Origin of the sequence: Parasphingomonas zepuensis, assembly GCF_036663735.1 — a bacterium.
In the GTDB taxonomy this organism is placed as follows: Bacteria; Pseudomonadota; Alphaproteobacteria; order Sphingomonadales; family Sphingomonadaceae; genus Sphingomonas.
Genome location: NZ_JAXOJO010000002.1, coordinates 617,484 through 641,548 on the forward strand (window position 1 = coordinate 617,484; position 24,065 = coordinate 641,548).

Below are 24,065 nucleotides of genomic sequence, written 5' to 3' on the forward strand. Positions count from 1 at the left end.
GTTCAGGCAGGGCGGTTGCGCGGGGACCAGGGCGTGCGTTTCCAGATCCACAGCGGCACGCGCAGCAGCGGATAGAGCATGCCCAGCCCGCTCGGCAGGCGCAGCAACACGACGTCCTCGGCGGGGATCGCAATGCGCCTGAGCTGCGACCATGCGTCCTGCCCGCTCGACAGGGTCAGCAGGGTTGCGGTCGGTTCGACCACCCCGTTCCACGGCGTATCGGTCAGTTCGCGCGCGCCGCCGCCTGCCGCCATCACACGCAGGGCAAGCCGGTTGAGCAGCCTGAGCCGGATCGACCGCGGCGCGACGAAACCGGGTGGCAGAGGGGTTCCAAATACGGTGTTGGATAACAGGATCGCCGACGCAGCCGGCCTCGCCGCGCCCGCCGCCTGTGCGCCTGTCCACAACGCCGCGCCCTGATCCTCGCTAATCGCGAGCAGGGCGGCGATATCCGCCAGCCATTTAAGCCGGGCCCAGGCATGGCCCGCGCCGTGCGTGCAGAGATAGGCGAACAGCGGCGCATCGGCGAGCGTGCGAAGGGCCGTTCCCGCGCCCGGAATCTGGACCATGCGGCAATCGCCGTCGGCGGGCATGGCGCTGCTTCCCGCCTCCGAAAGGCGCCAGTGCAGCTCGACCTTCACCTTGCGCTGGAGATGGCGATGCGCGCTGTCCTTGGCGCTTTTCTGATAGGCCCGCAGGACGCCCGGCGAGAGCCGCCGCGCGGGGGCGGTCATGACATAACCCGCCTGTTCCAGCAGCGACCAGGCGCGCGCGACGGCGCCGGGCGGCACAACCATGTCGATATCGATCGAATCGCGCACCCCGATCGAACCATAGGCGCGCACCGCGAGCGCCGAACCCTTGAGGAACACCGGCTGAATCCCGGCCTGCTCCATGATCCGCTGCAGGCGCAGCGCCTCGCTCGTATTGCGCAGGGCGGACCGCAGGGTGCGCTGCGCCTGCTGGGCGACGCCGGGCGGCACCGGAAGGCCGGCATGGGCGAGCCCCTCGCTGACGAGCCCCGCCACGCGGTGGCGCTTGGCGACGCGCGTGACGCCATTCCAGTCGATGCCCGACCCGGCGCGCACAAGGATAAGGGCCGTCCGCTCGTCCGAAAAGGGACGAGCGATACAGGCGCAGACGAGCGCGAATTCGGGAGAGGCGGTGGGGCGGATGGTCGTGCTGCCTGATCGTGCGTCGGGAGTATCTGCAGCCTAGCATCGCGGCGGAAAAATCGCGATTGGCAATATCCTGGCGTCGTTTCCCGAGACAAAAGCGGGGCGCCGAAAGCTGTTGGCAAGCGCCAAGCGAGCGCGCAAAGTCGAGATCGGGCGAATCAGACTGTTACGCGGGGATCCAGGGGTTGAACGGCAAGAATCGACGCAGCGGCGCAATGCTCGCCGCGGCTTGGGCGATGATCCAGTCAAGTGCTGCGATGGCGCAGGATTCGCTGGCCGATCCGCAAGGGTCTGGCGCGATCGTGTCGGCGGTCCGCTGGCTGCAGGGAACCTTGCTCGGCACCGTCGCGACCGTCGTCGCCGTGATCGCGGTGGCATCGGTCGGTTTCCTGATGCTGACCGGGCGGATCAACTGGCGCTACGGCGCGACCGTCATCCTCGGCTGCTTCATCTTGTTCGGTGCCGCCAGCATCGTCGCGGGCATTCAGTCCACCGCCAGCGCCGGATATTGAGGCATGAACGGGGTGGACCGCGATCCGCTGTTCGTCGCGCTCACGCGACCGCAGATGTTCGCCGGCGTCACCTACAGCTATTTCGTGTTCAACGCCGTGATCGCGACTGAGCTGTTCCTGATCTTCCATGCGTTCTGGGTGCTCGGTGTCGCCCTGATCGTGCATCTCGTCGGCGTGGTGCTGTGCGTGCGGGAGCCGCGCATCTTCGACCTGTGGCTGACGCGCCTCGGCCGCTGTCCGCGCGTGCGCAACCATAAGATCTGGCGATGCAACTCCTACCGCCCCTGACATCCGACCCGCGGGCGGTCGCCCGCGAGAAGTCGGCGGGGTTCCATCTTCCTTACGGGCGGCACGTCGACGATCATACGATCGAGACGCGGGACGGGCTGCTCATGCAGTTCATCCATCTGCGCGGCCTGCTGTTCGAGACGGCGGACACCGACGAGATCAATTACCGCAAGGTGCTGCGCGACGCGATGTTGCAGGCGATCGGATCGTCGCGCTTCGCGCTCTACCACCATGTGATCCGCCGCCAGGCCGAGGTGGAGCTGCCGGCGAAGTTTCCCGACGAATTTTCGGGCCAGCTCGATGCGGCCTGGCGGGCGCGGCTGGCGGCCAAGCAACTCTACGTCAACGATCTGTTCCTGACGCTGATCCGGCGTCCGCTGCAGGGGCGTGTCGGCATCGCTGACCGGGTGCGCGGCGCGTTCGGGCGGGCCACCACCGCGCCGGAGGCGGCGTCCGCCAACGAGCTGCGGCAGCTCGACGGCGCGCGCGACGCGCTGCTGGCGCAGCTCGGCAGCTATGCGCCGCGGCTGCTCGGTGTCTACGAAACCAAACAGGGCGTCTGCTCGGAGCCGCTGGAATTCCTCTCTGCGCTGTACAATGGCGAGATGCGGCCGGTGCTGATGCCGCTGCAGGATGCCGGCAGCTATATCCCTTATCGCCGGGTCAGTTTCGGCGAGGAGACGGTCGAACTCGGCCCGGCGGGGAATACGCCGCGTGGTTTCGTCGGGATGGTTTCGATCAAGGATTATCCCGCGCAGACCGCGCCGGGCATGCTCGACGAATTGCTGCGCCTGCCGTTCGAGCTGACCGTGTCGCAATCCTTCGGTTTCGTCGACCGTCAGGCGGCGCTCGGCAAGATGAACCTCGCGCTGCGGCGGATGCGCTCCGCCGAGGATGAGGCAGTGAGCCTGCGCGGCGAGCTGTCGAGCGCGAAGGACGAAGTGGCGGCCGGCCGGGCCGGCTTCGGCGAGCATCACATGACGGTTGCGGTGCGCGGGGATTCGCCCGCTGCGGTCGATGCCGGCGTGGCCGAGGTTCAGGCATCGCTCGCCGATCTCGGCATCATCGCGGTGCGCGAGGAGATCGCGCTGGAGCCGGCCTTTTGGGCGCAGTTCCCGGGTAACTTCAAATATATCGCGCGGCGCGGGCTGATCTCGACGGGCAATTTCGCCGGCTTCGCGAGCGGGCATAATTTCCCGCTGGGCCGCGCCGAGGGCAATCACTGGGGCGATGCGGTGACCCTGCTCGAGACGACGGCGGCGGGGCCCTATTATTTCAACTTCCACCAGGGCGACCTGGGCAATTTCACCGTGATCGGCCCGTCGGGCTCGGGAAAGACGGTGGTGCTCAATTTCCTGCTCGCCCAGGCGCGGAAATTCCATCCGCGCGTGATCTTCTTCGACAAGGATCGCGGCGCCGAGCTGTTCATCCGCGCGATTGGCGGGCGGTACGATCTGCTCCGCCCGGGCGAGGCGTCGGGGCTCAATCCACTGCAGATCGAGGACAATGCCGGCAATCGCCAGTTCCTGATCGACTGGGTCGCGCAGCTCGCGGGCGGTGTCGACATCGACGACATGGCGAAGATCAAGGACGCGGTCGACGCGAACTTCGCCCAGCCGCGCGAGCATCGCCGGCTGCGCCATTTCGCCGAGCTGTTCCGCGGCGGGCACCGCCCGCACGCAGCCGATCTCTGGGCGCGGCTGCGGCCCTGGTGGGGCGAGGGCGAGCGCGCCTGGCTGTTCGACAATGCGGAGGACCTGACGGATCTTTCCGCCGATGCCGTCGGGTTCGACATGACCGCGATCCTGGACGATCCGGCGGTGCGCACGCCGGCCATGATGTATCTGTTCCACCGCGTCGAGGAGCGGCTCGACGGCACGGCGGCGATCATCGTCGTCGACGAGGGGTGGAAGGCGCTGGACGACGAGGTGTTCGTGCGCCGCATCAAGGATTGGGAAAAGACGATCCGGAAACGGAACGGCATCGTCGGCTTCGCCACGCAGAGCGCGCAAGATGCGCTGGAGAGCAAGATCGCCAGCGCGATCATCGAGCAGGCCGCGACGCAGATCTTCATGACCAACCCGAAGGCGCGGGCGGCCGATTATATCGAGGGCTTCGGCCTGACGCCGCACGAGTACGAGATCGTGCGGACCTTGCCCGACGATGCGCATTGCTTCCTGATCAAGCACGGCACCGACAGCGTCGTCGCGCGGCTCAACCTGTCGGGCGAGCGCGACCTGCTGACCATACTGTCCGGGCGCGAGCGCACCGTGCGGCTGCTCGACGAGATCCGGGCCGAGAGCGGTGACGATCCCGGCAGTTGGATCCCGCGCCTGCTGGAGCGTGCCTGATGGCGTGTCCGTCGATCGCCCCGGGCGGCGCGTTCCTCACCGGCGTGCTCAGCTATGTCGATTGCCAGGCGCAGGCGATCGGGCAGGGCGGATATCAGGCGCTCACCATGCCGGGATCGACTGTGCCGGTACTGCTGACCGGATTGCTGACGATCTTCGTGGCGCTGTTCGGCTATCGCATGATCTTCGGCCAGGCGCCGGGTGCACGCGAAGGCGTGCTGGCGCTGGTGAAGATCGGCGTGGTGCTGGCGCTGGCGACGAGCTGGCCGGCCTTCCGCACGCTGGCCTATGATGTCGCGATGCACGGGCCGGCGGAGCTGGCGGCGAGTGTCGGCGGCTCGGCCGGCCTGCCCGGTTCCGACGGCGGACTCGTCGCGCGGTTGCAGGGGATCGACAACGGCCTGGCCGAACTTCAGCTGATCGGCACCGGCAAGCCCGACAATGCCGAGGAGGTTGTCGGGCCGAGCGCGCAGCCGCTGACCCCGCAGCAGCAGCAGGAGCAATATCGCAAGCTGCAGTCGCTGCAGCAGCGACCGCGCTGGGATCCGGCGCGCGATGCGACGATGCTCAGCCAGGCCCGGACTCTGTATCTGACCGGCGCGATCGGCGCCTTCGCTTCCGTTCGGGTGATCGCCGGGTTGCTGCTCGCGCTCGGGCCGTTGTTTGCCCTGTTCCTGCTGTTCGATGCGACGCGCGGCCTGTTCGAGGGATGGGTGCGCGGGATCGCCGGGGCAGCGCTCGGCGCGCTCTCCACCGCGATCGTGCTGGGCGTACAGCTCGCGCTGATGGAGCCCTGGCTGATCGCGATCCTCGAGCTGCGCCGCCAGAATATCCCGACACCCTCGGTGCCGGTCGAGCTGCTGGTGATGAGCCTGGTGTTCGCCCTGACCCTGCTCGCCGCCCTGATCGCCACCGCGAAGGTGGCGCAGGGTTTCCGCATGCCGGTGGCATGGCGCGGCGCGGCGGCGCGCTGGGCCGAGTCCCTGCGCGACCGCAACCTGCAGCCGGCGATGGCGGGAGCTGAACAGCCCGAGGCGATCGATCACCGCTCGCGCGCCCATTCCGTGGCGGACGCAGTCGCCGCCAGCCAGCGGCGCGAGGCGGGCATGGCGCCACCACCGCCGGCACAACTCAGCTATCGCGGCGTGGCCCCGGCCGCGGCGCGGGATATTCCGGTGGCGGCGCCGATGCCGCTCGGCCAAAGCTATCGGCGCCGCACGCGCGGGCGCGTATCGGCCGGCGCGTCCCGGCGGGACAGGAACGCATGAAGAAGACCTCACGAGAGTCGCTCGACGCCTATTACCGGGAGGCGGAAAGCTGGGCGACCGATCGCCAGGACATGCTGCGCGCATCGCGCCGCACGGCCTGGCTGGTCGCCGCCGCGGCCGGCACCATCGCGGTGTGCGAGGCGATCGCGCTGATCGTGCTGACGCCGCTCAAGACGGTCGAGCCCTATACCCTGCTGGTCGATCGCCACACCGGCTTCGTCGAAGCGCTGAAGCCCCTCGACGCGAACCGGATCGCGCCGGACAAGGCGCTGACTCAGTCCTTCCTCGTGCAATATGTCATCGCGCGCGAAAGCTTCGACATCGCCGCGCTGCAATCCAATTACCGCAAGGCGACAATCTGGTCGGCCGATCCGGCCAAAGCCGAATATGTCGCGAGCGTGCAGGTGTCGAACCCGGCCAGCCCGCTCGCGCGCTATCCGCGGTCGACGATCGTGTCGGCGCGGGTGAAGAGCGTATCGCCGCTGGGCGGCAACGCGGCGCTCGTCCGGTTCGATACGCAGCGGCAGGATGCCGGCGGCCGGGCGCTGCCGACTCAGTCCTGGGTGGCGATCATCCGCTATCGCTTCTCGGGAGAGCCGATGACGCGCGAGGACCGGTTCGTGAACCCGCTCGGTTTCCAGGTCACCGGCTATCGCCGCGATGCCGAGGAAGTGACGCCGGCCGAGCCGGTCGTGGTCGATTCGACCGTGACGACGACCACCACCACGACCGAGGTTCCCGCGCAGCCGGGCGCCGTGCCGCCGGCCGCCGCACCGACTTTTCCACCGCCGCGTCGCGCGCCGACTCAGCCGGCCCGCCCCGAGGTGCAGCTTTGAGGTGGGTGCCGCTCCTGCTGGCCCTGCTGGCGCCGGTGGCGGCCGACGCGCAGCTGCGCCCGACGCCCGGGCCGGGCGATCCGCGTATCCAGTCGGTCGTCTATGACAGCAACCAGGTCGTGCAGCTCCAGGTCGCGACCGGCTATCAGCTGTCGGTCGAATTCGCGCTCGACGAGCGGATCGAGAACGTCGCGGTCGGGGACAGCGGCGCGTGGCAGGTGACGCCCAACAAGCGCGGCGACCATCTGTTCATCAAGGCGATCCAGCCCGGCGTCACCACCAACCTGACGGTGGTGACCGATGCGCGCAGCTACATGTTCGATCTGCAGCCGCTTTACGGGCCGCTGCCGGACATGGCCTATATCGTGCGCTTCACCTATCCGGCGCCGGCTGTGGCGAGCGTTGCCGCGACGGCGCCTGCGATGGCGCCCGGACGCTACAAGGTGAGCGGCGCACGGGCGATCCGACCGACGGCGATCGATGACGATGGCGAGAAGACCTATATCGTCTGGCCGCCCGAAAAGCCGCTGCCGGCGATCTTCGCGATCGACGAGAAGGGGCGGGAGATGCTCGTCGACGGGGCGATGCGCGACGGCCAATATGTGATCGACAGCGTGAAGCCGAAGCTGCTGTTCCGGCTCGACAAGGATGTGGCGAGCGCAGTGCGCGTGAAGGCGAAGCGCTGATGGCGACGTCACCCCCCGTGAACGGCGGCGATCCCCGGGTCGGGCCCGATGGCGAGGCCAGCGTGCGGCCGGTGGTCGCGGTGCCGTCCTCCGGCATGCCGTGGTGGGTATTCGCGATCGCCATCGGCCTGCTCGCGATCCTCCTGTTCAGCGTGCTCGAGACGCGGCGACAGGCGCTGACCGCGCCGGCCACCAAGCCGCGCTTCGCCGATACGCTCGGCGGTGCCGCGCCCCAGCCCGCGCCGCTCTACATCCCGCCCGAGCCGGCACCTGCGCCGACCCCGGTCGCCGAAGCAACGCCGCCAGCGCCGCCACCGCAACCGCAGCCGCCGCCCTATCAGGAGCCGCGGATCGTCTATGTGCCGCAACCGATGCCGCAGCCGCCGGTCGGGCCCGCACCGCCGATGCAGGGGCGGGGCACGGCCGATCCGGCGCTGATCATCGATACGACCGTCGGAGAGGCCGGCGCGCCGGCCGCCGTGGCTGACGGCGACGGAGCCGGCGCTGCCCCGGCGGCCGGCGGTGCCGGCGGCGGGGGCGCCGCGCTCGCCTCGCGGGCGCGGGCGACGGTGATGCGGCATCGCCCGACCACGGTGCCGCAGGGTACGCTGATCCCGGCCGTGCTGGAGACGGCGCTCGATTCGACTCGCCCCGGGCTGGCGCGCGCGCTGGTCCAGCGCGACGTGCGCGGCTTCGACGGCAGCCGGGTGCTGATCCAGCGCGGCAGCCGCCTGATCGGCCAGTACCGCGCCGATCTCCAGCCGGGGCAGAATCGCGCGAACGTGACGTGGACCCGGCTCGTCCGGCCTGACGGCGTGACGATCGCGCTCGGCTCGCCCGCCGCCGATCCGCTCGGCCGGGTCGGGATCAAGGGCCAGGTCAACAGCCACTTCTTCGAACGCTTCGGTTCGGCGATCCTGCAATCGACGCTCGATGTCGGGGTCAATCTCGCCTCGCGCATCGGCAATTCGAACTCGGCGGTGGTCGTCGCGCTGCCGGGAACGCTGCAGGGGGCGACCAGCTCGCTGACTCAGGGCCAGCAGATCCAGCCGACGCTCAAGGTGAAGCAGGGTACGGCCATCACGGTGTTCGTCGCGCGCGATCTCGATTTCACCAGCGTCGAGACCAAGCGGTGAGCGCCGCGGCGCGGGACGACCGCCCGGTCTATCTGCGCAGCTATCTCGCGCCGCTGGCGAGCATGCTCGAGCGGGCCGACGTGACCGACATCTATGTCAATCGCCCGGGCGAGGTCTGGGTCGAGACGACGGGTGGGGCGATCGAGCGGCACGAAGCGCCGGGCCTGGACGAAGCGACGCTGTCCCGGCTCGCGCGCCAGATCGCGGCGCTGTCGCACCAGGGGATCAGCCGCGAGCATCCCCTGCTCTCCGCGACGCTGCCAGACGGCGCGCGCGTCCAGGTGGTCGGCCCGCCGGCGACGCGCGGGCCGCTGGCGCTGGCGATCCGCAAGCATGTCTCGCCCGATCTCGCGCTCGGCGATTATGTCGCCAGCGGCGCCTTTGCCGAGACTCGGCACGGCGACGAGGACACGTCCGACATCGATCGCGCGCTGGCGATGATGCTGGATGCCGGCGATATCGCGGGCATGCTGGCCAGGGCCGTGCGGGCGCGCAAGAACATCCTCGTCTCGGGCGGCACTTCGACCGGCAAGACGACCTTCCTCAACGCGCTGATCCGCGAGATCCCGGCCGAGGAACGGCTGATCCTGATCGAGGATACGCCGGAGCTTCATCTGCGTCATCCCAATGCCGTCGGCCTGCTGGCGGCACGCAGCGCGCTCGGCGAAGCGCGGGTAAGCGCCGACGACCTGCTCGGCGCCTCGCTGCGCATGCGCCCCGACCGGATCATCCTCGGCGAGCTGCGCGGCGAGGAAGCCTATGCGTTCCTGCGCGCGGTCAATACCGGCCATCCCGGATCGATGACCACCGTCCATGCCGACAGCGCCGAACGCGCGGTCGAACAGATCGCGCTGCTCGTGCTGCAGACGGGCACAAGGCTGACCCGCGACGACGTGGTCCATTATGTCCGCAGCACGGTCGACGTGTTCGTTCAGCTGGCGCGATCGGGCGGGCGCCGGCATGTCGCGGAAGTGGTGCTGCGTCGGCCCGCCTGATCGCCGTTCCTGGCTCCAACAAAGCCCCTATTCGGCCATCCCATTTTTCTTCCGCTGTTATGTTGGATTTTCGACGAGATTTTCCGAAGCTGAATCAAGGATTTGGGGCGCCTCTTCCCTGTTACCGATAACAGCGGAAAACAGCCGCGCGCTTTTCCGCTGAACGGCGGCTGGCATCGTCCAACATTTCACCATGGGTGTAGCGTGACACGGTTCTGGAGTTTTCGACAAGACTTTCTGGAGCACTCTGACTCCTCAGCCGAAGCCAGAAGCGGTGAAAAGAGCCCTCGTAATCGGCATCAGTATTCCCGCCAGCCACGCGCCGCCACTCAAGCTCTGCAAAACGATGGCCACTCGGGAGAATTGGAAACTTACAAGAGGAAGACCTAGGTACTCCTGGAACAATGCCTCCAACCTGTCGTGGTCATCCGGATCAGCTGTTTCGAACTCGCTAACGATGCGCACCGCAGTCATCACGCGCATGTATGCATCCGACGTTTCGCGATAGTAGATCCGCTGCCGCACCGTTAGCGCAGTTATCGCTGCTATGAGCCCGACCGTGAATGCGCACGCGGAGCCGAGGGCAATTGGGCCATCAAAACCGAGCCATTTAGCGGCTTCCCCTTTGCCACCTAGAGCCGATAGCAAGGCGAGGAGCGAGGCAGCATTGATCGCGATTCCACCAAACCACAGTCTGTCCTCAAGCTCGTCTCGGCGGGAAAGCAGGCGCTCGTAGGCGTGCCGATCGATCGCAAGAAGGCCTGAAGCAAACGCTGCAGTAGCTGGAGATTGCTGGCGCATGGGTTTGTCGTCGCTCATCGGATCGCTCCTTCCCGCCACTTATGATCAGTTCCCGCGCCGCCGTCACTTGGCCGCTCGACCGATAGTTTAGCTCCACCGGCTCGACCGTAAAGCCGGCGAGCAACTCGGGGAGGCGCGCGGCAATATCTTCGAGACGGTCGGCACCAAATCCGGCCAGCCGGATGACGGATCGGAGGAAAAGGGTCCCACTTAATTTTTGGGCAGATCCCGGCGCCGCGCGCTCGGATGCTCGAAAAACCGCGGTTTCCTGAGGGTTTGCGCTAGGTGGGACCCTCGCGCCTAACTAGGCCCCCAATGGTCCCACTTCCGCAAGGCAGATTTCTGGCTTTCTGGCTTTCTTACCGCCGGCACCGACCGCGAAAAGCGACGGTAATCCGCCCCTGAGAGCCCTCTGAGAAGCCTTTGAGCGCGCCGCCCCCGACTCCAGCGTTTCCTGTCAGAACAATGTCTAAATCGCTCTGCACTCTAGACACCGCCGAAAAGCCGATTTTTTGGCAGCACCTTCGGAGATGCCCGGAAAACCGCCATTCGTCCCACGATATCCCTCGCAATACCGGACTATCCCGCCACTCCAGAACGTCCTGTCACCTAACAATGGGAAAGAGCGGGGCAGATGTCCGTGACATCCCGCCCAGCACGTTGCTGCAACGCTTTGCGACCAAGTTGAATCGATCGACCCGTAGCCCAGCGCATTGCGCGACACTCAGCGCCGTTCGCCGAGGTTGAATCGCTTGCGGTACGGCCCGTCCGGCCGCATCTACCCCCGCATGCGAACGACCTCCGATGATGCCTCAGTGCGCCTCTACCACCTCTCCGACGGGGATGACGGAGGCGGCGCGTCGACGCTGTTCTACGGGCCGCTGGGCGAGGCGATGGCGATCGCGCACGCTCAGCCGGCCGAGGTGCAGGCCGGGCTGTTCCTGGCGACCGAGAATGATGTGGTCGCCTATCTCGATCTGGTGGAGGACTGAGTCCACTCCGGCCATTGCCCGATCGCGGCGGGATTGCCATGCCATGATCCGAGTCGATTTCGGGAGCGGGTGACATGCAGCAATCGTCAGCAGAGGCGCCGGCGGCGATCTCGCGCTACTCGCGCGGGGCGATGCTGCTCCACTGGCTGATCGCGGCTGCCTTCGCTTTCCAGATCGGACTCGGCTGGCGGATGGACGCGCCGCGCGGGCCGCAGGCCTTCGCCGTCTATCAGCTGCACAAATCGATTGGCATCACCATCCTGTTGCTGACCCTGGTTCGCCTGGCGTGGCGATTCACCAAGCCCGCACCGGCCTTTCCGTCGACGATGAGTCCGATCGAACGGCGGCTCGCCAATATCGTCCATGCCGGCTTCTACATCCTGCTGCTGGGGCTGCCGCTGACGGGCTGGCTGCTGGTTTCTTCCAGCACCACCGCGATCCCGACCTATCTCTACGGGATACTGCCATGGCCGCATGTGCCGGGGATCGCCGCGCTGGCGCCGGCCGCGAAGGCGGGCATCAACTCGGCCTCCGGGGCCGGCCATGAGATACTGGCGATCATCGCCTATCTGCTGCTGTTCCTGCATGTCGCCGGAGCGCTCAAGCACCAGTTCTACGAGCGGGGCGATGATTTCGGGCGGATGATGCCGCTGGCGCCGCGGCGGCTTGGAATCGCGGCCGTGGCGGTGATCGCTGCGTTCGTGTTGCTGGTCGCGATCGGGAATCTCGTCACGCTCCGGCCGATTGCGCTGGCGCCTTCACCGGTGCCGGTCACCACGCCGTCACCCGACGCGCAGGCGCTGGCCGTGCCGTCACCGATGCCGTTGCCCAGCCCGACCGCAACGGCCACGCCTGAGCCCGAAGCGACGCCGACCCCCGTGGCACCCGCGCAGTGGATCGTGCGCCCGGCCGCCTCCTCGCTCGGGTTCCGCACCGCCTGGTCGCAAGGGCCAGTGGAGGGCCGTTTCGGCAAATGGAGCGCAGCGATCATTTTCGATCCAGCCGCGCTCGATGCGTCGTCGGTGAAGGTCTCGATCGACATGGCCTCGGCAACGACGAACAATGCCGATGTGCAGGCCGAACTGCCCGGGACCGACTGGTTCTCGGTCGCGACTCATCCGACCGCAACATTCAGCGCCACGCGGTTCCGGCATGTGTCGGGGGACCGCTATTCGGCGGCGGGCACGCTCTCCCTGCGCGGCGTATCGCGTCCGATGACGGTGCCGTTCACCCTGAAGATCAACGGGGACGTGGCGACCATGGCGGGTTCGGCAACGATCGACCGAACCCTGTTCGGCGTAGGGCAGGGCGAGTGGGCCGGCACCGGTGACCTGCCCGCGGCAGTGGCCGTGACGATCGCGATCAAGGCCGACCGCAAGCCGAACTGAGCGTCAGGCCAGTTCTTCGCCGGGCAGGATTTCGGTGGTGACCTGCGCCTGCATCGGCGCGAGGTAGCGCGGGCCCCGGATCGCGCCGGGCGCGAAGATCGTGTCGATCCGGCCGAGTGTCTCCGGCGAGAGCGTCAGATCCAGCGCGCCGAGATCCTCTTCGAGATGTGCGATGCTGCGCGTGCCCGGGATCGGCACGACATGATCGCCACGCGACAGCACCCAGGCGAGCGCGAGCTGCGCCGGCGTGGCGCCGAGCTCGGCCGCCAGCGCGTCGAACGCGGCGATCACCTGGAGATTATGGCTCAGGCTCGGCTCGATGAAGCGCGGCATGGCGGCGCGGATGTCGCCGGGCGCGTAAGCGGCATCCCGCACCGACCCCGCCAGCAATCCGCGGGCGACGGGCGAAAAGGCGACAAAGGCGATGTCGAGCGCGCGGCACGTATCCAGCACAGCGACTTCGGCATTGCGCACGATCGGCGAATATTCCGTCTGCACCGCCGCGATCGGGTGAACGGCATGGGCGCGGCGGACCGCTTCGGCCGACATTTCGGACAGGCCGATCGAGCCGATCTTGCCGGCTTCCTTCAGCCTGACCAGCGCCCCAACCGATTCCTCGATCGCGACGCGGTGATCCGGGCGGTGCAGATAGAGGAGATCGATATGATCGGTGCCGAGCCGGCCGAGCGACCTTTCGACAGACTGTGTGATCGCCTCCGGCGACCCATCGAGGATGCGCTTGCCATCGACGATTTCGAGCACGCATTTGCTCGCCAGCGTGAACTCGGCCTTGCGGTGCATGATCGCGCCGGCGATCAGCCGTTCGTTGCCGCCGCCGCCATAGAGCGCGGCGGTGTCGATCAGCGTGACTCCGCGATCGAGCGCTGCGTTGAGCAGCCGGGCGCCATCCTCCGGGGAAGGGGCGACGTCATAGGCATGGCTGAGCCCCATCGCGCCGAGGCCGATGGCGGAAACGGTGAATGGGCCAATCCGGCGCGCGGGCAAGGTCATGGCTAGAGCGGCAATCCCACATAATTCTCGGCGATTGCCGTCTGCATTGCCTCGGATGAGGCGACATAGTCCAGTTCCGCGATCTGCATGCGATGCTCGAACGGGCCATCCTCGGGGAAACGGTGCATCAGCTTGGTCAGATACCAGCTGAACCGCTCCGCCTTCCAGATCCGCGCGAGCGCCTTGTCCTGGTAACCGGTCAGGCCGGCTTCATCATCGCGCCGGTAATGCGCAATCAGCGCGTCGGAGAGATAGGCGACGTCGGAGGCGGCAAGGTTCAGGCCCTTGGCGCCAGTTGGCGGGACGATATGGGCGGAATCCCCGGCGAGGAACAGGCGACCATGGCGCATCGGCTCAAACACATAGGAACGCAGCGGGGCGATCGACATTTCGAGCGCCGGCCCGCGCGTCACGCCGCGGCTCGAGATTGGATCGAAGCGCCGCGCCAGCTCGTCCCACACCCGCTCCTCGGGCCAGGCCTCGAGCCGGTCGGTCAGCGGGACCTGAATATAGTAGCGACTGCGCGCCTCCGACCGCATCGAGGCGAGCGCGAAGCCGTGCTGCCCGTTGGAATAGATCAGCTCGTGATGGCAGGGCGGCACATCGGCGAGGATGCCGAGCCAGCCGAACGGATATTCCCGCTCGAACTGGCGGACCACGCTCGCCGGAAAGGCCTTGCGCGAGGGGCCGTGAAAGCCGTCGCAACCGGCGATGAAGTCGGCTTCGATCGTGATCGTCTCGCCGCCGGCGCTGTAGGTGACCGAAGGATGATCGCTGTCGACGTCGTGCAGGGCGACGTCCTTCGCCTCGAACACGATCTCCAGCCCACGCCCGGGCGCGGCGGCGTTCAGGTCTCGGGTTAGCTCGGTCTGGCCGTAGACCGTGACATGCCGGCCGGTCAGCCGGGTGATGTCGATCCGGATCAGCCGGTCGTCATCGGCAAGGTTGAAGCCCTCTTCGATCAGCCCTTCGGCATTCATGCGCTCATCGATGCCCAGCCGGTGCATCAGGTCAGTCGTCACCGTTTCCAGCACGCCCGCCCGGATCCGGCTTTCGACATAATCGCGCGTCTGGCGTTCGAGGACGATGCAATCGATGCCCTCGGCGCGCAGGAGATGGCCGAGCAGCAGCCCTGCCGGGCCGGCGCCGATGATGGCGACGCGGGTTTTCACGATTGCGCCTGCGGTGCTGGCGGAAGGGCGGGGGCCGCGGAGGGAGCGGGAGAAAATATCCTGTGCATGCCCCCGCCTAGGGCAGGGCGACCCGCCTCCGCCAATTCAATCGGCGTACGGTTATTTGTTTTCCCGAATTATTAGTTTTCCGGAATTCTGGTCGTCGGTGCGGGTGGCTGCGGGGTCATTCCGTCTCGCCTCCCGCCATGCCAAGGAGCACTTGGGCGATGTTCCGAGAACATGGCGAACGCAAAAAGCAGGTCTTTCGCTGACCACCGGGTCGAGCCGTGCCGCTGCCCGGCTATCAAACCGCCTGCCATGGGCGGTTTAAAAGGCGGTCCGGCAACAGCCGCCCCAGTTGCAGACATCCTCGTCTGAAGGCATCATCTGGCGATGCGAAGACGGCGACCCGATCGATACGATTACGGCTTCAGCCTTCTGGGCATCGTTCTCAGCTATCTTTTCCTCGTGTTCGCGAAGCAGCAAGCATGGTCCGCATGGCAATCGGTGGGCCTGCTTGTTGTCGCATCAATACCTGTCGGTCTCGCTTTCGGCTGGCTGAAATGGCGGCTGCAAGCACGCCCCCGCAACGTCCGCTAGGCACGATTCTCTGCCAAGGCAGCTACCGCTCAATTGCGGACCTAGCCCTACTTCGGCAATCTCCGGTCGGATGAAGGGTTCAACATGCGAACAGAATTGGTCGAAATTTACTCAGATGCCACGAATGCGGCGGTGATGCGGCATCCCGCTCGACAGTTTCCGGGAATGCTACTCCAAGGCGATACACTTCACTCTCTCAGCGCAATGGCGGTTACCGCCCTCGCCGGTGCGGAGCCGGAATCAGATCACTGGTACGATCTGAAGGAGTTGGTTGATGCACTGCAGCAGAGAGTCGATTTTTATTCGCAAGTCATGCGGGAACACGGTTTGGAGTTACCGTTTTACGATGGGCCAGAATGACTGGGGGTAAAAAGGGGGGGGCGTTGGCGTATGCAAGCAACATGAACCGGTGGGCAATGTTGATAATCGCCTTGGCGCTGATTTCCTGTGGTGCGCCCACTCCCCAGCACGCGAGCCTGTGCGATTTGCCGAGAAACCTGGCTGGGTGGAGCGGCACCAACGTGCGATGGATGGGCACGGTCATGGGCTCATTCGAGCACGGCTATGTGTTGATAGCAGATAAATGTCAGCGCCGGGGAATTAGACTTGACTGGCAATCTGGACATTCCGGAGAATTGCTTGCTGAGACACTGCGGCGCGAATGGGGTGAGCCGGGGATCGTCAGGGCGGAGGTTTCTGGCAAGATTGCAGGCGGGTACTTGCTAATAAAAGAGGTTCATCGCGTCGTTCTCATTCCGATGACTGATAGACGCCAGAGAGATTACATGCGGTCGCGCGGATTTTAGCGCGGTATGGTATCGATGCAAAGCAAAGACAGGTAAAAAGGGGGCACTATACTAAATTGTGGGTGCGGCTACGCGTTAAGACATCGAATTCTCCGCCTTTCCCACATAGTTATTTAGTATAGTGTCCCATTTTTAAGTCCTTTTTTAAGTCGCCATTTCGGCCGTTCCGGTGCTGATCGAGTCGGCTAAAAGCGATCGGGCAGCAAGCGCCCCAGTTGTTGCCGTTCTTGCACGGTCGGTCCGCGCCGGAAAGCAGACGCTGGAGAGACTATCTTGGCCGGAATCCGCATCTACGGGACGAAGACCGTTCAACGGCTTCTCACCAGAAGGTTTTCTCGTAGATCCTGTCAGTTCGTTCGATTATAGACCTGCTTATAGACAATCGGCGTAGAGAGCAGTGGAACGATGATGGTGGTATTTTCCACCAAATCCTGGCCGACACTACGATACGTTGTGGTCCGATCGCTGTCGTCGCCATGGAATGTTAGAGAGATGGCTTCGCCATCAGCTTTTGCCGACACATCGAAAACAAGCGATTCAATGAGCTTCCACTTGGTAAAAAGGGGACACTATACTAAATTGTGGGCGCAGCCACGCGTCAAGCCATCGAATCCTCCGCCTTTCCCACGTGGCAATTTAGTATAGTGTCCCCTTTTTAACGCTTCTCACCAGATGTTTTCTCGTAAATCCTGTCAGTTCGTTCGATTATAGACCTGCTTATAGACAATCGGCGTAGAGAGCGTTGGAACGATGATGGTGGTATTTTCCACCAAATCCTGGCCGACACTATGATATGTTGTGGTCCGATCGCTGTCGTCGCCATGGAATGTTAGAGAGATGGCTTCGCCATCAGCTTTTGCCGACACATCGAAAACAAGCGATTCAATGAGTTTCCACTTGACCGGATCTTCGCCTATCCAAACGGCGATAGGTGCTTTGGCATCATAGGCGATCCCGACCCGACCTCCTGCGATGGAGATTCTAATTCTATTTACCGCAATGGACTTGCGCAGCCTCATGCGAGCGAGAGGGCGCTTGGCGTTGGAAAGGTCGGCGATAACGCGGTCGATCGCTTGAAAGGCATTGTCGCTACGCGCCTCGTCCTTAACATAGATGCCTGAAACGACACCTTGCACCGGGCGCGCGGAGCCCGAGCTAGAGATCAGGATGGCAACTCCGATCGCCGCCGACAAAGCCCAATGACGCATCACGCTCTCCTCAAATCCCGCTGCTCGCCGTGACAGGTGTAGTGACGATCCGGATTAGCGCATAGGTGAGGCCTTGGTTGTCGGATCGAGGAACTTCCTCCCGTTTGTAGACGCACGGACTGGCGGAGGGCTGGCCGTATCAGAGGCCCAGCCTCGCGGCCGCTAACTCGATCTGCAAATTCGAAAGCGGACCAGCCGCTCTCCACCAATCCTGGTCGTTCGCGATCGGCGAAGCGGACGCCAAAAGCAGCCTGGCAGCTACCGCCGAGTTTCCGCCATTGAGTGCGTGCGGGGCGAGCGCTATTCTCGGATCACGAGCCGCTCTGTGGTCGTGGAGGACGGATGACGGAACCTGTCAGGTCTATTACAACCGACACCGCTACCATCTGTATTTTCGACTTGGCGGCCATGGCACATCGTAAGGCGATGTCGGCGACTGGTGGTCAATTCCCAGGGATCGGGTTGTCGAGATTAAAAACCGCAATGCCCTCTTCATCGACGTGGGAGACGATGGGACGTACGACGTTGTGCTTTCGTCTGAAGATGACGACCGGTCACAAGGGTTTTGCCTTGCGACACCTTCTGGCCGGGTTTTCATAGGCCCGGGTGAAGAAATGTCCGGGGCTGACTTTGAACCAGACGGAAAGTGGGGAGGCTTCTTTATCTCCGTCGAGGGACCTTACCAGAAAGTAACAGCGCGTCGCGACGGGGACGCAATCTCGATTGATGTTCGACAGACCGACTCATTCGAAAACGAACCTGTCGATATGATTATGCTTCGAGAAACCACGCCGGGCCTGGACGACCGCTAACCAGCAATCCTGGCAGGTCCTTTTATGAGCCTGCGGCGTAAATCGAGGGAGTATTTCAGGAAGGCGCCTGGAGACCACCGCGTTCGCGTCGCACCCTCGGTCCAGGCGCCCTCAGGCGCCGCAAAATACGTCACCGCCCACCCTTGCCTAAAGTTGACAGGTGCTGGATGGAATTCCCACCTGAGACGTGAGCCGCACGGCACGAGGCCGTGCAGATCCGACGCCAGCACCGAGGGATAGCATATGGCCGACGCACCGGATTCAGCGAACAATCAGCCGGCTGGCTATGTCCCGCCACGGGTATGGACCTGGGACAAGGCGAATGGCGGCCAGTTCGCCAATATCAATCGCCCGATCTCCGGTGCGACGCACGAGAAGGTGCTGCCGATCGGCAAGCATCCGATCCAGCTTTATTCGCTGGGCACGCCCAACGGCGTGAAGGTGACGATCATGCTGGAGGAGCTGCTCGCTGCCGGCCATGCCGGCGCCGAATATGACGCGTGGCTGATCAAGATCGGCGACGGCGACCAGTTTTCGAGCGGCTTCGTCGAGGTGAATCCGAATTCGAAGATTCCGGCGATGATGGATCATTCGACCGATCCGGTGACGCGCGTGTTCGAAAGCGGATCGATCCTGTTTTATCTCGCGGAAAAATTCGGCGCCTTCCTGCCGACCGAGCACCGCAAGCGGACCGAGACGATGAACTGGCTGATGTGGCAGATGGGCTCCGCGCCGTTCGTCGGCGGCGGGTTCGGCCATTTCTTCGCTTATGCGCCGTTCAAGATGGAATATCCGATCAACCGCTTCGCGATGGAAACCAAGCGGCAGCTGCACGTGCTCGACACGCATCTGGCGGCGCATGAATATATGGCGGGCGACGAATACACGATCGCCGACATGGCGATCTGGCCCTGGTACGGATCGATCATGCGCGAAGCCTATGGCGCGCAAGAGTTCCTGGCGGTCGAGGAATATCCCAATCTCAGCCGCTGGGTGGACCTGATCGCCGCCCGGCCGGCGGTGAAACGCGGGCGCATGGTCAATCGCACCTTCGGGCCGCCGGAGAGCCAGCTGGCCGAACGCCACGACGCGAGCGATTTCGATCGGCCGGCGGTATAGCAGCGGCCGGACCGGGCTTGCGATATCCGTAACGTCCGATACTCTTGCTCCGGTGGCGCTGTCGTGCGAGGCGGCAATGCTCCAGATTCCGGCCCAGCTTGACTGGGCCGCGGACCTGCCCAATGCCGGGATCAGTGAAAGCAGGCAGGAAGATGAAACAGGACGGGATGCCAGCTCAGCAAGATTCGGCGCAGGGAAGCGGCGCCCCAGGCGCGCAAATCCTGCACCGGTTGCTGAAGCTCAACAATCGCCTCATTGCGCCCTTCTCGACGCATCTCGAACATCGCTACAACATCACGGTCAACGAGTTTCGCCTGTTGATGATGATCGGCCGGCTGGGGACTTCGGCCAGTCACCAACTTTCCGAACTGACTGGCGTCAACACGATGAGCGTCAGCCGGGCCGTCTCGGCGCTGCAGCGGCACGGGCGGATCGAGGTGACGACCGATCCCGGCAATCGCCGCCGCAAGACGCTGACGCTGACGCCGGAGGGCCAGCGCCTGTACGAGACGATGCTGCCGACCACCGACAAGGTCGCGCAATATCTGTTCGAGGCGCTTCGGCCCGACGAGATCATGGCCTTTGACCGCTATGTGACGACGCTCACCGATGCGCTCGAAGCGCAGGACGAGGAGGGGCGTTCGCTGTTCCTGGAACGGACCCGGCCGGACAATGTGGATGAATCGCCGGACTGATCGCCCGTAGCTGCCAAACGGCGCTTGACCTGATGATAACGATAACGAATGATATAAAAGATCGGCCATGAAGGCCGGCGGGGAGAGGGGCCGTCGTGCGAACCGAGGCTGAGCAGCGCAACCACGATCTCGTCATGGCGATGTTCGACGCCGTGCTCCAGCCGCTGGACGCCGATGCGGTGGATCGCTTCATGGCGCCCGATTACGTCCAGCACAGCCCGCTGGCCGAACCGGGACGCGAAGCGCTCAAGATCTTTCTCCGCACGGCGCGCAGCGCGACGCCGGACGCAGTGCACGACATCAAGCGCAGCTTCGTCGAGGGCGATCATGTGACGGTGCATTACCATGTGCGCCGCTGGCCGGAGGATTCGGGTTTCGCGGTCATGGACATCTTCCGCGTCGCGAACGGCCTGATCGCCGAGCATTGGGACGTCATCCAGCCGGTCGTCGGCGACGGGCCCAACCCCAATTCGATGTTCTGACCGGGAGAGAGACGTGCGGTTCGACCAGAAGATCGCCCTGGTGATCGGGGGCAATAGCGGCATCGGCCTTGCCGCGGCCCAGGGCCTCGCCCGCGAAGGCGCGACCGTGTTCCTGACCGGGCGCGATCCGGCGACGCTGGCCGCCGCCGAGCGGGAAATCCCCGGCGCCACCGCTTTCCAGTCGGACATCGCCGATCTCGACAGCCTGGTGCCCGTGGTCGACGCGATCCGCCAACGCCATGGCCGGATCGACGTGCTGATGGTCAACGCCGGGGTCGGCGGCTTCGCGACGGGGCGCGATGCGACGCCGGAGATCTGGGATCTCATTCACGGCGTAAACCTGCGCGGGGCCTTTTTCGCGGTGCAGAAGGCGCTGCCGCTGATGGGGAAGGGCGGGTCGATCGTGCTCACCGGATCGATCGGCGGCGTGCTCGGGCTGCCCGGCAACGTGGTCTATGCCGCGGCCAAGGCGGGCCTGCGCGCCGTCGGGCGCAACCTTGCCACGGAACTCGTCGCCGAGGGCATCCGGGTCAATGTGGTCAGCCCCGGCCCGACCGAAACGCCGATCATCAACCGCAACCCGGGCATGAACGCCGGCGCCGTCAGCGCGATGCGCGCGATGATGATCGACGCCGTGCCGATGAAGCGCATGGGCGAGGCGGATGAAGTGGCGAAGGCGATGCTTTTCCTTGCCTCGGACGAGGCGAGTTTCATTACCGGCATCGACCTGTTCGTCGATGGCGGCTGCGTGGAGTTGTGACGATGGACGGACCTTTTTCGACGATGGACAATCCGCGGCTGGAATTCGCCATGGAAATCCGCCTGGCGTTCCCGCGCGTGCAGATGATCCCGAACACGCCGGCGGGCGGCAGCCGTTCGGCGGTGTATGTGACGGAAGGGGTGTTCGAGGGGCCGACCCTGAAGGGCAAGGCCGTGCCGGGATCGGGCGGCGACTATGCCTATTTCCGGCCCGACGACGTCGCCGTGTTCGATGCGCGCTACATGCTCGAGGAGGATGACGGCACGCTGATCCTGCTGAACAACAAGGGTTTTCTGTGGGGGCGCAAGCCCGACACGATGGAGAAGCTGCGCGACTGGGCGTTCGCAGACGGCGCGCCGGTGCCGCACGAGGAATATTATCTGCGCGGCAATCCAACGTTCGAAACGAGCATCGGCAAGCATGACTGGCTGACGAAGCATGTTTTCATTGGCGTTGGCGAGCGGCGGCCTGAGGGTAACCGGCTGCGTTACTATGCGCTGGTGTGAGGCTCGAAAGCCGTCATGGTGATTGCAAAAGGGTCCCATTTGCGACCGAGTAGGCTATTCGCGATCAGCTACAATTGAGGATCGCGGTATGTCCGGACACACCTGCCATGTGATGTTCAGCCCCTCCGCGGCAGGGGCACTCAAGCGAGCTCTGTCGCTGGCAAAGCGTCCGGACGAAGTGCTTTGCCAGTTCGATGACTTCAGCTTCGGCCCGATCGCTACCGAGGCTGCGGAAGATCGCATTCAGTGGGTCGAGGAGGTCTTGGGATATACGGGATGGGAGGACATCACGGCTAGCTCCCAAGCCTTTCTCGCGGCTTTTGAGGTTCCGAAGATTTCCGTAACAGCATGGGTGTCCCGACGACAAACGCAGACCTATGCCGGATTTCTATGGTGGTTATCCCATGTCGGAAACTTGCCGATCTCCATCATCGAAGTTGCAGAACTCTCGAGCACGAAAGCGGAGGACATGGTCGCATTCCTTGATCGAGCCGTGCTTTTTGAGCCGAAAGATCGGCTCCGTGACACAGCCAGATGGCAGCAGTTAAAAACTGAAAATGCCCCTCTTCGAGTGATAGATGGCAAGGACTTGGTGTCCGCTCCGATCGAGCATTTCGATGATAGCCTCCTCAGCCACGCGACACATGACTGGCAGAAAATGGCGAGGATCGTGGCTGGCACGCTCGTCGAGTTTTATGATGCTGGCGTCCATCAGACCGGTGATCTTGTACTAGCTGCGCGCCTTGGCGATCTTGTAGAGGCCGGGCGGCTGGAGTGGCGCGGGGACCTCGGACACATGCAGCGCTGCGAAGTGCGTTTGCCGACCGCTCAAAACGGTAAAGGGAGGGGCCCTCTTCGCCGGTAGCATCGTCTCCGACGGAAGAGGGTTTGTACGGCTGCCAGTCAGCTTTGGCGCTAACCGTCCGTCTCAGCCGACCGGCGCCGCCAGCTCGGCCTGCTCGACCTCCGTCGCCGCCGATACCGGCTCGATCTCGATCAGCATCGTCTTGGTTTCGAGATAGGGCGACAGCCCCTCGACGCCGCCCTCGCGGCCCAGGCCGGATTGCTTGAACCCGCCGAACGGCAGGCTGAAATCGGCCTTCAGGCCGTTATGGCCGACATTGCCGGCGCGCAGCCGGCGGCCGATGCGATAGGTCGCATCGCGGTCATTGGTGAGCACCGCCGCATTGAGGCCGAAGCTGGTGTCGTTGGCGATCTCGATCGCGTGCTCGACGTCCCTGGCGGGGATCAGCGCGAGCACCGGGCCGAAAATCTCCTCGCGGGCGATCACCATGTCGTTGGAGACGTCAGCGAACAGGGTCGGCTCGAAATAATAGCCGGTATTGAGATGCGCCGGCCGGTTGCCGCCGGCGACCAGTCGCGCGCCCTCCGCCTTGCCGGTTTCGACATAATGCTCGATCCGTTCGAGCTGGCGCTTCATCGCGATCGGGCCCATTTCGGACGTCGGATCGAGCGGCGAGCCGATCTTCACTTCGCGCATCGTCGCGGCGATGGCGTCGGCGATCTCCTCATAGCGGTTCTCCGGCACGATCGCGCGGCTCAGCATCGCGCAGACCTGGCCCGACAACAGGGTGATGGTGCGGCCGAGGATCGCGCCGGCCGCGGCGGTCGGGAAATCGTCGAGCATGATCGCCGGGGATTTGCCGCCCAGTTCGAGCGTCACGCGGGCGATGCGTTCGCCCGCGACGCTGGCGATGCGCTTGCCGGCCGCGGTCGAGCCAGTGAAGCTGATCTTGTCCACGCCCGGGTTGCGCACGAGATGGTCGGCCGCATCCCGGTGCGACGGCACAAGGTTCAGCACGCCTTTGGGGAGGCCCGCCTCTTCGGCCGCCTCTGCCACGATATAGGCCTCCAGCGGAGTCTCGGGCGATGGCTTCATCACCACGGTGCAGCCGGAAATCAGCGCCGGCGCGACCTTCTGAGTCATGATCGAATGCGGCATGTTCCACGGCGCGATCGCCGCGACGACGCCGACCGGCTCGCGCACGACATGGGCGATATGGCCGGGGACGCTCGATGGCTGGGTCGTCTCCCAGGCATAGCTTTCGCTAATGTCGGCATATTTGGCGAAGGTCTCGGACCCGGCAGAGGCGGCATAGGGCGCGAAGGTGACCAGCGCGCCGATCTCCGCGATGAAGGCCGCTTCCAGTTCGGGCTGGCGACGGCGGAGGATGTCGGTCATGCGGCGCAGCACGGCCGCGCGCTCGGCGACGCTCATCCGGGGCCAGGGGCCGTTGTCGAAGGCGTCGCGGGCCGCAGCGACGGCTGCGTCCATGTCCTCAACCCCGGCCTCGGCGACGACTGCGCTGACCTGCTCGGTGTGCGGGGAGACGATCTCGATCCTGCCCTGCGCGTGGGGGCGCACCCATTCGCCGCCCATGAACAGCGATTCGGGGTTTCTGATCTGCACGCCTTCCGGAAGAGTGGTGCCCATCATCGTCT

At 64.9% G+C, this 24,065-nt stretch carries 24 protein-coding genes; 18 read left to right on the forward strand and 6 right to left on the reverse strand.

The features are described 5' to 3' along the window. Nucleotides 1–2: 2 nt before the first annotated feature. Nucleotides 3–1,088, reverse strand: coding sequence for a nucleotidyltransferase domain-containing protein (locus U1769_RS09175; RefSeq protein ID WP_332714935.1), 1,086 nt, complete (start codon nt 1,086–1,088; stop codon nt 3–5). 275 nt (nt 1,089–1,363) lie between these two features. Here U1769_RS09175 and U1769_RS09180 point away from each other — a divergent pair, with 275 nt between their 5' ends. From U1769_RS09180 to virB11, 8 genes are all read left to right on the forward strand, one after another. Continuing rightward, a complete protein-coding gene (locus tag U1769_RS09180) occupies nt 1,364–1,690 on the forward strand; it encodes a TrbC/VirB2 family protein (RefSeq protein WP_332714937.1) in 327 nt (108 codons plus the stop codon). Nucleotides 1,691–1,693: 3 nt separating this feature from the next. Continuing rightward, nucleotides 1,694–1,978, forward strand: coding sequence for a VirB3 family type IV secretion system protein (locus U1769_RS09185; protein ID WP_332714939.1), 285 nt, complete (start codon nt 1,694–1,696; stop codon nt 1,976–1,978). Further along, nucleotides 1,957–4,329: a VirB4 family type IV secretion/conjugal transfer ATPase gene (locus tag U1769_RS09190; protein WP_332714941.1), complete on the forward strand. Its 2,373-nt coding sequence runs from the start codon at nt 1,957–1,959 to the stop codon at nt 4,327–4,329. Before U1769_RS09185 ends, U1769_RS09190 begins: the two co-directional genes overlap by 22 nt. Further along, nucleotides 4,329–5,597, forward strand: coding sequence for a TrbL/VirB6 family protein (locus U1769_RS09195; protein WP_332714943.1), 1,269 nt, complete (start codon nt 4,329–4,331; stop codon nt 5,595–5,597). Before U1769_RS09190 ends, U1769_RS09195 begins: the two co-directional genes overlap by 1 nt. Beyond that, on the forward strand, nt 5,594–6,433 hold the full coding sequence (locus U1769_RS09200; RefSeq protein WP_332714945.1) for a VirB8 family type IV secretion system protein: 840 nt from the start codon (nt 5,594–5,596) through the stop codon (nt 6,431–6,433). The genes U1769_RS09195 and U1769_RS09200 overlap by 4 nt, the downstream gene beginning before the upstream one ends. A gap of 5 nt (nt 6,434–6,438) precedes the next feature. Further along, nucleotides 6,439–7,119 carry a TrbG/VirB9 family P-type conjugative transfer protein gene (locus U1769_RS09205; RefSeq protein WP_332714947.1) on the forward strand — a complete coding sequence of 227 codons (681 nt, stop codon included), beginning with the start codon at nt 6,439–6,441 and terminating at the stop codon, nt 7,117–7,119. After that, the gene (locus U1769_RS09210) at nt 7,119–8,255 is read left to right on the forward strand and encodes a TrbI/VirB10 family protein (protein WP_332714949.1); all 1,137 of its coding nucleotides are present in this window, start codon (nt 7,119–7,121) and stop codon (nt 8,253–8,255) included. Before U1769_RS09205 ends, U1769_RS09210 begins: the two co-directional genes overlap by 1 nt. A 62-nt stretch (nt 8,256–8,317) precedes the next feature. After that, nucleotides 8,318–9,250, forward strand: coding sequence for a P-type DNA transfer ATPase VirB11 (gene virB11 / locus U1769_RS09215; RefSeq protein WP_332715771.1), 933 nt, complete (start codon nt 8,318–8,320; stop codon nt 9,248–9,250). Nucleotides 9,251–9,505: 255 nt separating this feature from the next. Here virB11 and U1769_RS09220 read toward each other — a convergent pair whose 3' ends face one another. After that, the gene (locus U1769_RS09220; protein ID WP_332714951.1) at nt 9,506–10,069 is read right to left on the reverse strand and encodes a hypothetical protein; all 564 of its coding nucleotides are present in this window, start codon (nt 10,067–10,069) and stop codon (nt 9,506–9,508) included. A gap of 770 nt (nt 10,070–10,839) precedes the next feature. Here U1769_RS09220 and U1769_RS09225 point away from each other — a divergent pair. Then, nucleotides 10,840–11,043 (forward strand): hypothetical protein, encoded by a 204-nt coding sequence (locus U1769_RS09225; RefSeq protein WP_332714953.1) that lies wholly within the window; start codon nt 10,840–10,842, stop codon nt 11,041–11,043. 74 nt (nt 11,044–11,117) lie between these two features. Beyond that, on the forward strand, nt 11,118–12,431 hold the full coding sequence (locus U1769_RS09230; RefSeq protein ID WP_332714955.1) for a YceI family protein: 1,314 nt from the start codon (nt 11,118–11,120) through the stop codon (nt 12,429–12,431). 3 nt (nt 12,432–12,434) lie between these two features. Here U1769_RS09230 and U1769_RS09235 read toward each other — a convergent pair whose 3' ends face one another. Both U1769_RS09235 and pobA read right to left on the reverse strand, forming a co-directional pair. Then, complete coding sequence (locus tag U1769_RS09235; protein ID WP_332714957.1) at nt 12,435–13,442, reverse strand: aldo/keto reductase; 1,008 nt, start codon at nt 13,440–13,442, stop codon at nt 12,435–12,437. A gap of 2 nt (nt 13,443–13,444) precedes the next feature. Further along, nucleotides 13,445–14,614, reverse strand: a complete 1,170-nt coding sequence (pobA, locus tag U1769_RS09240; protein WP_332714959.1) for a 4-hydroxybenzoate 3-monooxygenase — start codon at nt 14,612–14,614, stop codon at nt 13,445–13,447. A 684-nt stretch (nt 14,615–15,298) separates the two neighbouring features. Between pobA and U1769_RS09245 the strand changes: the two genes are divergently transcribed. After that, a complete protein-coding gene (locus tag U1769_RS09245) occupies nt 15,299–15,574 on the forward strand; it encodes a DUF6959 family protein (protein ID WP_332714961.1) in 276 nt (91 codons plus the stop codon). Between the two features lie 1,138 nt (nt 15,575–16,712). Here the strand turns inward: U1769_RS09245 and U1769_RS09250 are convergent. Next, a complete protein-coding gene (locus U1769_RS09250) occupies nt 16,713–17,228 on the reverse strand; it encodes a hypothetical protein (RefSeq protein ID WP_332714963.1) in 516 nt (171 codons plus the stop codon). A gap of 470 nt (nt 17,229–17,698) precedes the next feature. Here U1769_RS09250 and U1769_RS25620 point away from each other — a divergent pair, with 470 nt between their 5' ends. From U1769_RS25620 to U1769_RS09280, 7 genes are all read left to right on the forward strand, one after another. Then, a complete protein-coding gene (locus U1769_RS25620; protein WP_443030338.1) occupies nt 17,699–18,040 on the forward strand; it encodes a DUF6386 family protein in 342 nt (113 codons plus the stop codon). 243 nt (nt 18,041–18,283) lie between these two features. Next, nucleotides 18,284–19,159: a glutathione-dependent disulfide-bond oxidoreductase gene (gene yghU, locus U1769_RS09255; RefSeq protein ID WP_332714965.1), complete on the forward strand. Its 876-nt coding sequence runs from the start codon at nt 18,284–18,286 to the stop codon at nt 19,157–19,159. Between the two features lie 167 nt (nt 19,160–19,326). Then, entirely contained in the window at nt 19,327–19,854 is a 528-nt protein-coding gene (locus tag U1769_RS09260) for a MarR family winged helix-turn-helix transcriptional regulator (RefSeq protein WP_332714967.1), read from the forward strand. A gap of 95 nt (nt 19,855–19,949) precedes the next feature. Then, a complete protein-coding gene (locus tag U1769_RS09265; protein ID WP_332714969.1) occupies nt 19,950–20,336 on the forward strand; it encodes a nuclear transport factor 2 family protein in 387 nt (128 codons plus the stop codon). 13 nt (nt 20,337–20,349) lie between these two features. After that, nucleotides 20,350–21,096, forward strand: coding sequence for an SDR family oxidoreductase (locus U1769_RS09270; protein WP_332714971.1), 747 nt, complete (start codon nt 20,350–20,352; stop codon nt 21,094–21,096). A 2-nt stretch (nt 21,097–21,098) separates the two neighbouring features. Next, on the forward strand, nt 21,099–21,602 hold the full coding sequence (locus tag U1769_RS09275) for a DUF3237 domain-containing protein (RefSeq protein ID WP_332714973.1): 504 nt from the start codon (nt 21,099–21,101) through the stop codon (nt 21,600–21,602). Nucleotides 21,603–21,690: 88 nt separating this feature from the next. Further along, nucleotides 21,691–22,467 carry a DUF3658 domain-containing protein gene (locus U1769_RS09280; protein ID WP_332714975.1) on the forward strand — a complete coding sequence of 259 codons (777 nt, stop codon included), beginning with the start codon at nt 21,691–21,693 and terminating at the stop codon, nt 22,465–22,467. Nucleotides 22,468–22,530: 63 nt separating this feature from the next. Here U1769_RS09280 and U1769_RS09285 read toward each other — a convergent pair whose 3' ends face one another. Then, nucleotides 22,531–24,060, reverse strand: coding sequence for an aldehyde dehydrogenase (locus U1769_RS09285; RefSeq protein ID WP_332714977.1), 1,530 nt, complete (start codon nt 24,058–24,060; stop codon nt 22,531–22,533). Nucleotides 24,061–24,065: the final 5 nt, after the last annotated feature.

Excerpts from the sequence above, each read along its gene's own strand:
- U1769_RS09185 (WP_332714939.1), top strand. The coding sequence starts at position 1,694 with ATGAACGGGGTGGACCGCGATCCGCTGTTCGTCGCGCTCACGCGACCG.
- U1769_RS09190 (WP_332714941.1), top strand. The coding sequence starts at position 1,957 with ATGCAACTCCTACCGCCCCTGACATCCGACCCGCGGGCGGTCGCCCGC.
- U1769_RS09195 (WP_332714943.1), top strand. The coding sequence starts at position 4,329 with ATGGCGTGTCCGTCGATCGCCCCGGGCGGCGCGTTCCTCACCGGCGTG.
- U1769_RS09200 (WP_332714945.1), top strand. The coding sequence starts at position 5,594 with ATGAAGAAGACCTCACGAGAGTCGCTCGACGCCTATTACCGGGAGGCG.
- U1769_RS09210 (WP_332714949.1), top strand. The coding sequence starts at position 7,119 with ATGGCGACGTCACCCCCCGTGAACGGCGGCGATCCCCGGGTCGGGCCC.
- virB11 (WP_332715771.1), top strand. The coding sequence starts at position 8,318 with ATGCTCGAGCGGGCCGACGTGACCGACATCTATGTCAATCGCCCGGGC.
- U1769_RS09220 (WP_332714951.1), bottom strand. The coding sequence starts at position 10,069 with ATGAGCGACGACAAACCCATGCGCCAGCAATCTCCAGCTACTGCAGCG.
- U1769_RS09225 (WP_332714953.1), top strand. The coding sequence starts at position 10,840 with ATGCGAACGACCTCCGATGATGCCTCAGTGCGCCTCTACCACCTCTCC.
- U1769_RS09230 (WP_332714955.1), top strand. The coding sequence starts at position 11,118 with ATGCAGCAATCGTCAGCAGAGGCGCCGGCGGCGATCTCGCGCTACTCG.
- U1769_RS09235 (WP_332714957.1), bottom strand. The coding sequence starts at position 13,442 with ATGACCTTGCCCGCGCGCCGGATTGGCCCATTCACCGTTTCCGCCATC.
- U1769_RS09245 (WP_332714961.1), top strand. The coding sequence starts at position 15,299 with ATGCGAACAGAATTGGTCGAAATTTACTCAGATGCCACGAATGCGGCG.
- U1769_RS09250 (WP_332714963.1), bottom strand. The coding sequence starts at position 17,228 with ATGCGTCATTGGGCTTTGTCGGCGGCGATCGGAGTTGCCATCCTGATC.
- yghU (WP_332714965.1), top strand. The coding sequence starts at position 18,284 with ATGGCCGACGCACCGGATTCAGCGAACAATCAGCCGGCTGGCTATGTC.
- U1769_RS09260 (WP_332714967.1), top strand. The coding sequence starts at position 19,327 with ATGCCAGCTCAGCAAGATTCGGCGCAGGGAAGCGGCGCCCCAGGCGCG.
- U1769_RS09275 (WP_332714973.1), top strand. The coding sequence starts at position 21,099 with ATGGACGGACCTTTTTCGACGATGGACAATCCGCGGCTGGAATTCGCC.
- U1769_RS09280 (WP_332714975.1), top strand. The coding sequence starts at position 21,691 with ATGTCCGGACACACCTGCCATGTGATGTTCAGCCCCTCCGCGGCAGGG.
- U1769_RS09285 (WP_332714977.1), bottom strand. The coding sequence starts at position 24,060 with ATGATGGGCACCACTCTTCCGGAAGGCGTGCAGATCAGAAACCCCGAA.